We start from the raw sequence: 12567 nt of genomic DNA, 5'->3' as shown, positions 1-12567 counted from the left end.
GAAGGTGGGCCTCAGCCCTCGCCGCCGTACACCGGCTCGCCCAGGTTGAGCATCAGCCGGTTGGCCCAGGCGAAGATGGCGATGGCGTGGACCAGGTCCAGGATCTCCAGGTCCGACAGGCCCGCGGCGCGCAGCGGCGCGATGTCGTCGGCGCCGAAGCCGGCCGGCGTCGCCGTCAGCGTGATCGAGGCCTGCACGATGGCCTGCTCGCGTGCATTGGTGCCCGCGCCCTGCGGCTCGTGGAAGACCTGGGCGATCACGTCGTTGCGCTTGGCCAGTTGCTCGAAGCGCTGGGCATGCACCGAGGCGCAGTACACGCAGCCGTTGATGCGCGAGACGACGGCACTGGCCAGCTCACGCTCGGCGCGCGAGAGGCCGCCCGGCGCATACATGATGGCGTTGAAGACGGTGGAGCGCTCCTGAAGGATGGCCGGCTGCTGCACCAGCAGCAGGTAGTAGTCGCTGGTCTTGGCCTTGGGATGGCTGCTTTCCAGCACGGCCGTCTGCTCGGGCGTGGCTTGGGCCAGGTCCAGCACCGGCAGCCAGGCCTTCCAGCCCAGCGTCTCGCTGGTGAAGCCGTTGATGCGCACCGGCTCGCCCGGCTTGGGCAGATTGGCCGGGTGCACGAAGGGCGCCGCGTCCTCCTGCGCCGTGGGCGCCGCGGCCTGCGCATCGCCGGCGGCAGCCAGGGCCTGCAGGCCGGCCAGCACGCGCACCTGGTACGAAACGTAGGCGATGAGCTGGGCGAGCGCCACGACGGCCGGCGTGTCGATGCCGGCGGCGGGCAGGCGCAGCAGCGCGACCTGGTCGCCTTCCACGGGCTTGTCGGCCAGGGCAATGCTGAAGCGCAGGATCTCGGCCAGGCGGGCGTCATCCGCCGGCACGACCTGACCATCCAGCGCGGCCTGCTGGGCGGCGGTGGGCGTGCCCAGCGCCAGCAACTGCGTGCGGTAATGGTCGGCCAGCACCGTCACGCCGGCGCGGCGGGCGATCTCGTACGCGGCCAGCAGGCGGTCGGCCAGGCTCAGGCCGGGCAGCGCGGGATCGAAGAGCCGCGCATGGCTGCCCTGCGTGGCCGTGACCACCTTGTCGCGCTGATGGCGCACGGCATGCAGCGGCGCGCCATCGGCCAGCGGCACCAGCGAGTCGATCAGGTCGGGGACGACGGGGGCGGAAACGGCAGAAGTCATGGCTTGGCCTTGGCCGCCGAAGCGGCTTGGTGGAGGAAGTCGCGCACGCCGGCCCAGGAGGCCTCGTCGGCATGCGCATTGGCGGCGGGCGTGCCGCCGCTGGTGCTGAGCCGTCCCGACACCGGATGGGCATAGGCCAGCTGCGTGGTCGGCACGAAGGGGAAGACGATGGAATGGCCGGCGCCCTCGAAGTCGAGATGCTCCACCGGCCATGGATGTTGATGCGCCGCCAGGCGCTCGACCACCATGCGGCCGTACAGGCTGGAGGGCCAGGAGCCGTCGTCGGTGGCCGACAGCAGCATCACCGGTCCGCGGATGCGCTCGACACGGATGCGGGCGCGCTCCACGGCCTCGGCATCCTGCAGCGCGGTGAGCAAGGCGTTGGCATGGCGGCGCGGCTCGGGGCCTTCGTCCCAGGGCGCCCAGGTGGCGGTGCGGTTGTCCTGCCACAGGTGCGGCAGCGGCTGGCCGCGCCACCACCAGGCCGGGCCGTTGCGGCTGTCGGGCCCGTTGGCCGGGTTGCAGGCGTTCTGCGCGCTGTGCACCACGGCACCGGGTACGTAGCCGATCACGGCCGAGACCAGCTCGGGCATCAGCGTGGCGAGCAGCAGCACCAGCTCGCCGCCGCGCGACTGGCCCGACAGGGCGACGAAGCCGCCCGCCGGCTTGAGCTGCGCATGGATCCACTGCAGGGCCGTCTCGAAGTACTCCAGGTGCGTGTCGGAGATGTGGTCCGGCCGGCCGGGCGACTTGAAGTAGCCCACGGCCAGGGCTGCATAGCCGTGCGACGCGTACAGCGCCGCCCGCGGCTCGTTGATGCCGCCACCGCTGCCGTTGAGCACCATCACCGCCGGATGCGGGCCCGGGCCGGATGGCATGAAGAGCGTGGCCGACAGGCCGTCGTCACGCACCTCGCGGCGCGTCACGCCCTCCCCCATCAGCCGCTGCACGAAGGTGGCCTGCCAGCGGCTGCCATCCGCGCGCGTGAGCACCAGCTCGGTCGTGAGCGGCGCGGCAGGCTCGGCGGCGAAGACCTCGCGCGGCGCGCCGGGCCGCTCGGGCACCTGGGCCCAGACCATACCCATGGGCGAGACGCCCTCGTAGCTGCCGCCGGCCAGCGGCGCATCGCGGCCCAGGTCCACGGTGCCGTCGGCATCGGCGATCAGCTCGACCTGCGCCGTCCAGGCGATGCCCGGGCCGCGCACGGTGCGGCTCTCGATGCGCACCCGCTCGCCGGGCGCCAATCGTTCGGCCGCGATGCGCCGCGGCACATCGATCAGCGCATCGGCGGGCGTGACTTGCAGCATCGGCGCCGCCTCAGTTGGTCCTGGAGACCTGCATGGCCGTCGTGCGATCGCTGAGTAGCGGCACCACTTTCAGGCCCTTCTTCGCGGCCCAGATGTTCTGGTAGTGGAAGAGCGGGATGTGGCCCACGTCGTCCGTCACCAGCTTGGCGGCGTGGCGGAAGATGGCCTCGCGCCGGCGCGCATCGAACTCGACGGTGGCGGCGTCCAGCGCCCTGTCCACGTTCTCGTTGCTGTAGCGGCCCCAGTTGTTGATGCCGCGACCGCGCTTGGGGTCGTAGCTGGCCAGGGTCTGCAGCAGGCCGTAGCCGGCCTCGCCGGTGCCGTTGCCCCAGGCGATCACGCTGACGGCGTACTCGTTCTTGGAAGCGCGGCCCGAATACACCGACCAGGGCACCACCTCCACCTTGGTCTTGACGCCGATGCGCGACCAGAACTGCGCCACGGCCTGCACCGTCTCGGGCGCCTGCGGGTAGCGGTCACCGGGCACGTGGATGGCGATCTGGAAGCCCTGCGGATAGCCGGCCTCGGCCAGCAGCTTCTTCGCCTGCTCGGCGTTGTAGGGAATGTCCTTGACCTCGGGGTTGTAGCCGAAGCTGTTCTTGGGCATCCACTGGTTGGCTTCGGTCACGGTGCCCTGCAGCACGCGGTCCACGATGGCCTTGCGGTTGATGCCCAGCGACAGCGCCTGGCGCACGCGCAGGTCGGTCAGCGGGTTCTTGTCGAGCACCTTGCCGGCGTTGTCGGTGATGAACTCGTTGGGGCCTTCGCGCAGCGTGGGCTGCAGCAGCAGCACGCGCAGGCCCGGGTAGGTGTAGACGCTGACCTTCGGGTCCTTGCGCAGCTTCTCGACGTCGGTGACGGCCACCTTGTCGATCACGTCCACGTCGCCGGCCAGCAGCGCCGCGGTGCGGGCCGCGCCGTTGTTGATGAAGCGGTAAGTCACCTTCTCCCACTGCGGCTTGGGCCCCCAGTACGTGGGGTTGCGCTCGAACACCGTGCGGTCGCCCGGCGTGTACGAGATGAACTTGTAGGGGCCGGTGCCCACCACCGCCTTGCCGCTGTTGTAGTCCTCGGTGCGGGCCTTCTCGCCCACATGCTTGCTCACCACGTAGATGGAGGCAATCTCCAGCGGCAGCATGGGGTTGGGCGTACTGGTCTTGACGATCAGCGTGCCCGGGTCCTTGGCGGTGGCCGATTCCACCGAGCGCAGCGCGCCCGAGTACGAGGCCACCGAGCCCGGCACGCTGCGCGCGCGCTGGAAGGAGAACACGATGTCATCGGCCGACACCGGCGTGCCGTCCTGCCACTTGATGGCGGTGTTGATCTTGAACTCCCAGGTCTTGTCGTCCAGCGACTTCCAGCTGGAGGCCAGGCCCGGATCCAGCTTGCCGCCGTCGCGCGAGGTGACCAGCGAGTCCAAGAAATGCAGCGCCAGCGAGCGGTCGCCCGCATGGTTGTTGAGCTGCGGGTCCACCGAGGAGACCGGGTCTGCGAAGCCGATGGCGAGGTTCTGTGCCGCGGCGCCGGCCGCGGCGATCAGGGCGGCGGCCGCGACGGCCGCGGTGCGCAGGGAATGGTGAGTCATGGCGATCCTTTCGTCAGGGAACAGCGGGAATGCGGTGGGTCAGAGCGCGTCCAGATGGCATGCGCTCTGGTGGCGGATGGCGATGCCGCGCAATTGCGGCACCTCGGTGCGACAGCGGTCCATGGCGTGTGGACAGCGCGGATGGAAGTGGCAGCCGCTCGGCGGCGCCAGCGGGCTGGGGATCTCGCCGCGGATGGGCGCGAACTGCGCGCGCCGGGCGTCGATGCGCGGAATCTCCTGCAGCAGCGCGCGGGTGTAGGGATGGCGCGGATTGGCGAAGAGCTCGTCCACCGGCGCCGACTCGACCACGCGGCCGAGGTACATCACGACCACGCGGTCGCACAGGTGCTCGATCACGCCCAGGTCGTGGCTGATGAACAGGTAGGCCAGGCCCAGCTGCTCGCGCAGGTCCATGAACAGGTTGAGGATCTGCGCCTGGATCGACACGTCCAGCGCGGCCACGGCCTCGTCGCAGACCAACATGCGCGGCCGCACCGCCAGCGCGCGGGCGATGCCGATGCGCTGGCGCTGGCCGCCGCTGAACTGGTGCGGGTAGCGGTGGCGCAGCGAGGGGTCGAGCCCGGCGCGTTCGAGCTGGGCGCAGACATAGTCGTCCTCGCCGGCCGCATCGGTCAGGCCGTGCAGCCGCGCCGCCTCGCCCACGATGCGGGCCACGCGCAGGCGCGGGTTGAGGCTGCCGAAGGGATCCTGGAACACCATCTGCACCTTCAGCCGCGCGGCCAGGCGGGCGCGGTCGTTCATGTGCGCGATGTCCTGACCATCGACGAGCACCTCACCCTCGCTGGGCGCCAGCAGGCCGGCGGCGATGCGGCCCAGCGTGGACTTGCCACAGCCCGATTCGCCCACCAGGCCGACCACCTCGCCGGGTTGCACCTGCAGGTCGACATGGTCCACGGCATGGGTGATGGCGGGCGCCTCGCCCAGACCGAGGGCGCGCAGGCGGCGGTCCAGCCAGCCTTCCTGGCGTTCGCCGAAGCGCTTGGAGATGGCGCGCAGGTCGACCAGCGGCGTGCCGGTGGCCGAGGGCTCCCTGTCGACGGAAGAAGAAAGCGCGGCGCTCATTCGGCAGCTCCCGGATGGATGCACCGTGCCTGGTGCTTCGGCACGTCCACCCGCGGCGCCACCAGTTCAGGCACCGCGGCCTGGCACTCCGCCGTGGCGCGCGGGCAGCGCGGCGCGAAGGCGCAGCCGGCGGGCAGCCGCGCCAGGTGCGGCGCCATGCCCGGAATCTGCTTCAGCCGCGCCCCGCGCCGGTTGGCGCTGGGCAGGCTGCCGATCAAGCCCTGCGTGTACGGATGCTGCGGCCGGTCGAGCACGTCGTCTACCGCGCCGATCTCGACGATGCGCCCCGCATACATCACGGCGATGGCATCGGCCAGGCCCGCCACCACCGACAGGTCGTGGCTGATCCAGATCATGGCGGTGCCGCTGTCCTTCACCAGCTTCTGCATCTCCGACAGGATCTGCGCCTGGATGGTCACGTCCAGCGCCGTGGTGGGCTCGTCCGCGATGATCAGCGCCGGCTTGTGCAGCAGCGCGATGGCGATGGCCACTCGCTGGCGCATGCCGCCCGAGAGCTGGTGCGGATAGGCGCGCAGCCGTTCCTCGGGGCTGGGAATGCCCATCAGCGCCAGCGTCTCGGCCGCATGGCGGCGGGCGGTGGCGGTGTCCACGTCGCGGTGGGCACGCACCGCCTCGACCATCTGCACGTCGATGCGCAACACCGGATTCAGCGTGGCCATCGGGTCCTGGAAGATCATGGCGATGCGGTCGCCACGCAACTGCCGCAAGGCCTTGGGCGGCAGCGTGCGCAGATCCTGCCCCTGGAACAGCACCTCGCCGCCTTCGATGCGCCCGGGCGGATCGACCAGGCCCATGACCGAAAAGCCGGTCACCGACTTGCCGGAGCCCGACTCGCCGACCAGGCCCAGCACCTGGCCGCGGCCCAGCGAGAAGGAGACGCCGTCGACCACCGGCAGCACGCCGTCGCGGGTGTGGAAGCGGGTGCGCAAATCGCGCAGTTCCAGCACGGGAGTGGTATCGCCGCTCACTTCTGCAACCTCGGGTTCAGTACGTCGCGCAACTGGTCGCCCACCAGATTGATCGCGACGATGGTGGCCAGCAGGGCCAGGCCGGGGAACAGGCTGATCCAGTATTCGTTGGACAGCAGGTACTGGTAGCCGTTGGAGATCAAGAGGCCCAGCGAGGGCTCGGTGATCGGCACACCCAGCCCCAGGAAGGACAGCGTGGCCTCCAGCGTGATGGCCCGCGCCACCTGCAGCGCGCCGATCACCAGCAGCGGCGGCAGGCAGTTGGGCAGCACATGGCCGACCAGGATGCGCCACGGCGGAATGCCCTGGCCGCGTGCGGCATCGACATACTCGCGCCGCGTCTCCACCAGCGCCTGCCCGCGGGCGGTGCGCGCGTAGTAGGCCCATTCGAGCAGCACCAGCGTGAGCACGACGTTGGTGATGCCCTTGCCCAGATAGGCGAGGATCATCAGCGCCATCAGGATGGTCGGGAAGGACAGCAGCAGGTCCACCAGCCGCATCAGCAGCGCGTCGACCCGGCCGCCGGCATAGGCCGCCAGCAGGCCGACCAGCGTGCCCAGCACCGCGGCGATGAGGGCCGAGCCCACGCCCACGCCCAGGCTGATGCGCAGGCCGTAGACGATGGCCGAGTACAGGTCGCGGCCCTGGCCATCGGTGCCCAGCCAGTAGGTGTAGCCGCCCTCGCCACGCGGCGAGCCCGGCGGCAGGCGCGCATCGAGCACGTCCAGCTGCAGCAGGTCGTAGGGGTTCTGCGGCGTGATCCATGGCGCGGCCAGGGCCACCACCACGACCACCGCCAGCATCAGCAGTCCGGCGACGGCGACGCGCGACTGCAGGAAGTCGCTGCCCACGCGCCACCAGAACCCGCGCTCGGGTTTCGGTGCGGCGGTGGACGAAGAAGAGGTCGGCAACGCGCTCACTTGGCGCCCTCCAGCCGCACGCGCGGATCGAGCAGGCGGTAGAGCACGTCCACCACCAGGTTCAGCGTCACGAAGATCACGACCACCACCATCAGGTAGGCGACCACCACCGGTCGGTCCAGCGAGTTGATGCTGTCCAGGATCAGCTTGCCGGCACCGGGCCAGGCGAAGATGGTCTCGGTGACCACCGCATAGGCGATGGTCGAGCCCAGCTCCAGGCCCAGCACCGTGACCAGCGGGATCAGCGTGTTGCGCAGCACGTGCACGCCCACCACCCGCACCGGCGACAGGCCCTTGGCCCGCGCGAACTTCACGAAGTCCTGCGGCAGCACCTCGCGCACACCAGCGCGCGTGAGCCGCAGCACCAGCGAGATCTTGAACAGCGCCAGGTTGAAGGCCGGCAGCAGCAGGTGCTGCAGCCCGTCGAGCGTGAGCCAGGACCATTCGATGCCGAACAGGCTGCGCGTCTCGCCGCGCCCGCCGGCCGGCAGCCAGCCCAACTGCACGCTGAACACCATGATCAGCATCAGCGCCACCCAGAAGGCCGGCAGCGAGAAGCCGACGATGCTGGTGGCCATGATGGCGCGCGAGGCCGGATGCTCCGGCTTCATGCCCGCGAACAGCCCCAGCGGCACCCCGATGAGCACCGCCAGCAGCAGTGCGGCCACGGCCAGCTCCATCGTGGCCGGCAGACGGTCCAGGATGATGCGGATGGCCTCGTCGTGGTAGACGAAGCTCTTGCCCAGCTGGCCCTGCACTGCGCCTTCGAGGAAGGACAGGTACTGGCGCCACAACGGCTGGTCCAGGCCCAGGCGGGCGATCGCGGCGGCCCGTTCGGCCTGGTTCATGTCGTCGCCGATCAGGATGTCCACCGGGTTGCCGATGGCATGCAAGCCGACGAAGACGATCAGCGTCATCGCCCACACCACCAGCAGCGCCTGGCCGAGCCGGCGCAGCAGCCAGCCGGTCATGGGGCGGCCCCTTCGCGCACAGCGGCCGCTTCCTCATAGGCGGGAAACGACGCCTCGGTCCATTCGTGGCCTTCGAGCTCGGGCTCCGCATAGCGCTGCATGGCGGCGAAATGCGCGTCGGCGTCCTCCACCATCAGCTGGCCGGCCAGGCCACGGGCCAGGCGCTGCGAGCCGTCGGTGATCTGCGGGATGTCGCCCGCACCGGCGCCCTGCGACAGGGCCGCGGCGTAGTTGTAGCAATGAATGCGCTCCAGGCCCGGACAGCGGCCGGGCTCGCGCGGCTGGAACTCGAACAGCGGGCCCAGGTCGGGCGACTCGGACAGCTCCTCGTCGTCCTGGCCCTCGGGCGCGGCGAAGCGGTCGCGCCACAGCCGCACATGCGGCTGCAGCCCGGCGAACTCGGGCCGCTGGGTCCAATCGATGCGAAAGCCGGTGCAGAAGATGACGAAGTCCGCCGCCAAGGGCCCCTTGGCCGTCTCGACACGGATCACGCCGTCGGGCCGCACCGAAGCACCGGTCGCCCCCGCCCCCAGGTGGAAATGCGCCTGGGCATGGCGCGACACGCGCAGCGTGCTGCCCTGCGGCGGCGGCACCTGCTGCACGTTGAGGTAATGGCGGAAGCGCCACTTCCATTCGTCCGGCAGCATCCAGTAGCCGTGCGACATGCCGGGGCTGCCGGAGCCCTTGCCCTTGTTGATGCGCGGCAGCTCTCGGCGGCGGATCAGCAGGTCGACGCGGGTGGCGCCGTTCTCCAGCGCCGTGGCCGCGGCGTCCATGGCCGAGGCGCCGCCGCCGATCACGGCCACGCGCTTGCCGCGCAGCATGGCGCCGTCCCAGGCGTGCGAGGAATGCACCCAGCGTTCGCGTGGCAGGGCATGGGCCCAGTCCGGCACCCACGGGCCGCCCAGGCCGTCGCGGCCGGTGGCGATGACCACGTGGCGCGCCAGCACGGTGTGGGCGCGATCGCCCTCGCCTTCGTCGACCAGTTCCAGCTGCACCACGCCATCGGCGCGCGGACGCACCGCCGCCACGCGCTGGTGGTTGCGCACGTCCAGGCGCAGCACCTGGCGGTACCAGCGCAGGTAGTCCATCCATTGCAGGCGCGGGATCTTGTCGAGCGCCCGCCAGGCGTCCAGCCCGAACTGCGATTCGAACCAGGCGCGGAAGGTCAGCGCTGGCAGGCCGAGCGCCGGGCCGGTCAGCTCCTTGGGCGAGCGCAGCGTCTCCATGCGCGCCGTGGTGGCCCAGGGCCCCTCGAAGCCGGCCGGCGCCTGGTCGAACACCACCGCCTGCACGCCCAGGTGCTTGAGCGAGGCCGACAGCGTGAGCCCCGCCATCCCGCCGCCGATGACGGCCACGTCGATCACCGGCTGGCCGTCGCGCGCGCTGGGCGGCACCCAGTGCTTGGGCGGCAGACCGAGCCAGAGGAGGTCCTGGCGCAGCCGCTGCTCCAGTTGGGGCAGGCCGGCCGGGGGCGTGAAGGCTTCGGGAGCGGGCGAACTCATGGGGCGCTTTCGGTCAGGAACGGGGGGAAGAAGAAGTCGGCTCGGCCCCCTGCGCGGCCTGCAGCAGCCGGGCATGGGCCTCGGGTGGATGGGCGACGAAACCGGGAAGCCGCGTCGCCGCCTGTTGCAGCGCATCGGCCAGGGCCTGCACCCGGCGGGTGATGGGCCGGCCCTGCGGCACCACGGCGCCGAAGAAGAAGGGGATGTGCACGTCCAGCGGACGCAGCTGCACACCGGCCATGGGCACGCCATGCACCGTGAGCGGGTCCAGCAGGGCGATGCCCAGCCCCGCGCGCACCAGGGCCTGGGCGTTGACGGAGGAATTGGTGTCGATGACGTCCGCGCCGCGCGCGCCGCCCTCGCCTGCCGATGCGCTTTCGCCGGCTGCGTCGGCGTCGGTGGCGGCACGGCCCAGCAGCGCGTCGATGCGGTGGCGCAAGCGGAAAGGGTTGCTCAGGGTGACCAGCCGGCGCCCGGCGAGCGCGGCGGCCGGCACGACGTCGTGCGCAGCCAGCGGATCGCCATCGGGCAGCACGGCCACGCAGGGCGCCTCGCCGATCCACAGCACCTGCAGGCCGCGGTGCTCCAGCGGCAGGCTGGAAACGCCCAACTGGACGGCACCGGCCAGCACCGACTCCATCACCCGCTCCGGCGAGCCGCTGACCAGGCGCACCGCGCCGGTGCCCTCGCCCGCTTCCAGGGCCTGCAGGGCCGCCGGCACGAGGCCCAGCGCCGCAGCCGACGTGGCCGCCAGCACCAGCGGCTGGGCGCCGCCACGGCCGATCTCGTCCACCCGCTGCTGCAGCCGGCGCCAGTCGCCCAGCAATTGCTGCACTTCCTCGAACAGCTGGAAGCCCTCCGCCGTCGGCGCCACGCGGGGGCCGTGGCGGGTGAACAGCGCATAGCCCGACGCCGCCTCCAAGTCATGGATCAGGCGGGTGACAGCCGGCTGGGAGCGGTCGAGCAGCCGCGCCGCGCCCGTAATGCTCCCGGAGGACATCACGGCGGCGAAGGCTTCGAGCTGACGAATATCGAGGTTCTTGATCATCCGATTTTCGGATGATCAAGCATGAAGCATGCAAGCTTCAAATACTTTTATCGAGAAAGCTTATTCAGGGGCCGCCGCGGCGGCCGGGATGGGACCGCTGGAAGCTCGCGTGGGCGCGGGCTTTCCCGGATGAAGCAGGGACGGGCTCCTGTTCCAGCCGACGCCGGGGCGAAAAAAAGCCCCAGGGCTGGGGCGACGTTGTTGAGCCTGTCCATTGATTGAAGTGGGCCTGGCGCCCCCCGGGGATCGAGGCCAGCGCCAGCCGGTCCTGGGAAGCGGCAGCCGCTCCCAGGCGGCAAGGCCGCCCGCTGGAGGCCTCGGCCGCACGGCCGATCAGCCGTGCCGGGCGCGATCCGCGGCGCCCGGCGCCAGGATGCCGAAGACGGAGGACGCGAAGGCGGCGGCGCCGGGCATCGCCCCGTTCAGATCGCGTTCCTCCCATTCCGCCGCCTGATGGCTGGCCCAGATCAGGCTGAAGAAGAAGAGGCCGCACGCCACTTCCACGGCGATGAGCGAGACAACGATGAAAACCCACATGGCAGCACCTGAAAAATTACGTCAAAACGTTACACCTCGAAACGTACGGTCCGCAACTGACGTTGACCCGACCCCCTTGAAAACGCCCTATGAAGGGCATAGGAAAAAACGCTGAGTCGTGCGCTTTTGCACAGAAGCGCAACGAAGCCCGCCGCGTTGGCCCCCGGCGCGACGAGGGCGGTGCCGCTCAGTACACAGTCAGTGACAACCACTAACGTGGCGGCCATGGCACGCAAGGAAGACTTCGCCCACAAGGCCTCGCTGCGGGCCACCGTTCTGGCTCTTTGGCTCGTGGCGGCCACGTTGGCCGTTGCGGCCATGCTGATGCAGTGAAGTGAAAACAACCCCCATGCCGCTTCGCGGCTCCGGGCGGCGGCCAGAGGCGGTTGCGCTTCGGGCACGTCCAAGCCGGCACTGGCTGGCTTGGCGCCGCGGCGGTTTGATGCGATAGGGTTACTACTTAGCGTCCTGAAGACTTGAGGGGGTGCCAGCCAAGCGCAGCCGAGTCGACTGGTCCTTCCCCATCGACACGCACGCGCCCGGCGCTGACATCAGGGCACTGCAGCCGGTGGGGGCCGCTCAGTAGACTCGCCGCCTTCATGGCGAATCTGAACAAACGTTTCCAAGTCCTCACAACCTTTTCACAAACTGTCGTCACCCTGGCCGCGGCCGTGCTGCTCCTCGGCTGCGGGCCCTTGGAGCCCCACGCGCGCGGCGCCCGCGCCTCGGCTGCCGCCGCACGGCCGGCACCCGCCACCGCGGCGCTCAACCAGGATTTCGGCCGCTGCCCCCAGTTCTTCGCCGGTGGCCGGGCGCCTGCCGTGGCCATCGGCGGACGCCTTCGCGCCCTGTGCTTCGACAACTTCGCCGTCCTTCATTCCGGGGAGACGCGCACGCCGGTCTACGTGGCCGAGCGGCTGAACCGGGAGATCCTGATGAAGGCGAAGACGGTGCAGCGCCACGACCGCTTCTTCGCAGATGCCCGCCTGCCCTCGGGCGAGCGCGCCGACCTGGACGACTACCGAGGTTCCGGCTTCGCACGCGGCCACATGGCACCCGCCGCGGACATGCCCACGGACCAGGCGATGGCGCAGTCCTTCAGCCTGGCCAACATGGTCCCGCAGGACCCGCGCCAGAACAGCGGCCCCTGGGCCCGCGTGGAAGAAGACACGCGCAAGTACGTCATGCGTGCGCAGGGGGACGTGCATGTGATCACGGGCCCCGTGTTCGCGGACCAGCGGGCCATCGGCCGCAATGGTGTGCGCGTGCCCTCGCACCTGTTCAAGCTGGTCTACGACCCAGCCACCGGCCGGGCCTGGGCGCATTGGCAGCAGAACCGGCCCGATGCCAAGGTCAACAAGCCGCTGAGCTATGCCGCCTTCCAGCAGTGGCTCAACCTGGACCTGCTGCCGGGCGTGAAGGTCCGCTAGGG

11 protein-coding genes are annotated in these 12567 nt (G+C 70.5%); 1 reads left to right on the top strand and 10 read right to left on the bottom strand.

Annotated elements, in window-relative coordinates; all coding sequences use genetic code 11:
* Positions 1 to 11 precede the first annotated feature (11 nt).
* The 10 genes from ACT54X_RS24910 to ACT54X_RS24865 all read right to left on the bottom strand — a co-directional run bounded on the left by ACT54X_RS24910 (position 12) and on the right by ACT54X_RS24865 (position 11135).
* Positions 12 to 1190, bottom strand: coding sequence for a CMD domain-containing protein (locus ACT54X_RS24910; RefSeq protein ID WP_476349235.1), 1179 nt, complete (start codon positions 1188 to 1190; stop codon positions 12 to 14).
* Positions 1187 to 2497 carry an acyl-CoA thioester hydrolase/BAAT C-terminal domain-containing protein gene (locus ACT54X_RS24905; RefSeq protein ID WP_476349234.1) on the bottom strand — a complete coding sequence of 437 codons (1311 nt, stop codon included), beginning with the start codon at positions 2495 to 2497 and terminating at the stop codon, positions 1187 to 1189. The genes ACT54X_RS24910 and ACT54X_RS24905 overlap by 4 nt, the downstream gene beginning before the upstream one ends.
* Positions 2498 to 2507: 10 nt before the next feature.
* Entirely contained in the window at positions 2508 to 4082 is a 1575-nt protein-coding gene (locus ACT54X_RS24900; RefSeq protein WP_476349232.1) for an ABC transporter substrate-binding protein, read from the bottom strand.
* A gap of 39 nt (positions 4083 to 4121) precedes the next feature.
* Positions 4122 to 5165 carry an ABC transporter ATP-binding protein gene (locus ACT54X_RS24895; RefSeq protein WP_476349230.1) on the bottom strand — a complete coding sequence of 348 codons (1044 nt, stop codon included), beginning with the start codon at positions 5163 to 5165 and terminating at the stop codon, positions 4122 to 4124.
* The gene (locus tag ACT54X_RS24890) at positions 5162 to 6154 is read right to left on the bottom strand and encodes an ABC transporter ATP-binding protein (RefSeq protein WP_476349228.1); all 993 of its coding nucleotides are present in this window, start codon (positions 6152 to 6154) and stop codon (positions 5162 to 5164) included. Before ACT54X_RS24890 ends, ACT54X_RS24895 begins: the two co-directional genes overlap by 4 nt.
* Positions 6151 to 7074, bottom strand: a complete 924-nt coding sequence (locus ACT54X_RS24885) for an ABC transporter permease (RefSeq protein ID WP_211322601.1) — start codon at positions 7072 to 7074, stop codon at positions 6151 to 6153. Before ACT54X_RS24885 ends, ACT54X_RS24890 begins: the two co-directional genes overlap by 4 nt.
* Positions 7071 to 8045: an ABC transporter permease gene (locus tag ACT54X_RS24880; protein ID WP_294369034.1), complete on the bottom strand. Its 975-nt coding sequence runs from the start codon at positions 8043 to 8045 to the stop codon at positions 7071 to 7073. The genes ACT54X_RS24885 and ACT54X_RS24880 overlap by 4 nt, the downstream gene beginning before the upstream one ends.
* Complete coding sequence (locus ACT54X_RS24875; RefSeq protein WP_294369038.1) at positions 8042 to 9550, bottom strand: SidA/IucD/PvdA family monooxygenase; 1509 nt, start codon at positions 9548 to 9550, stop codon at positions 8042 to 8044. The genes ACT54X_RS24880 and ACT54X_RS24875 overlap by 4 nt, the downstream gene beginning before the upstream one ends.
* A 13-nt stretch (positions 9551 to 9563) precedes the next feature.
* Positions 9564 to 10598, bottom strand: coding sequence for a LysR family transcriptional regulator (locus ACT54X_RS24870; protein WP_294369041.1), 1035 nt, complete (start codon positions 10596 to 10598; stop codon positions 9564 to 9566).
* Positions 10599 to 10931: 333 nt separating this feature from the next.
* Positions 10932 to 11135 (bottom strand): hypothetical protein, encoded by a 204-nt coding sequence (locus ACT54X_RS24865; RefSeq protein ID WP_294369043.1) that lies wholly within the window; start codon positions 11133 to 11135, stop codon positions 10932 to 10934.
* A 695-nt stretch (positions 11136 to 11830) separates the two neighbouring features.
* Between ACT54X_RS24865 and ACT54X_RS24860 the strand changes: the two genes are divergently transcribed.
* Complete coding sequence (locus ACT54X_RS24860; protein ID WP_294369045.1) at positions 11831 to 12565, top strand: DNA/RNA non-specific endonuclease; 735 nt, start codon at positions 11831 to 11833, stop codon at positions 12563 to 12565.
* The last annotated feature ends 2 nt before the right edge of the window (positions 12566 to 12567 follow it).

Source organism: Pseudacidovorax sp. DMC4, assembly GCF_056314265.1.
This window is presented reverse-complemented; position numbering and strand designations above follow the sequence as displayed.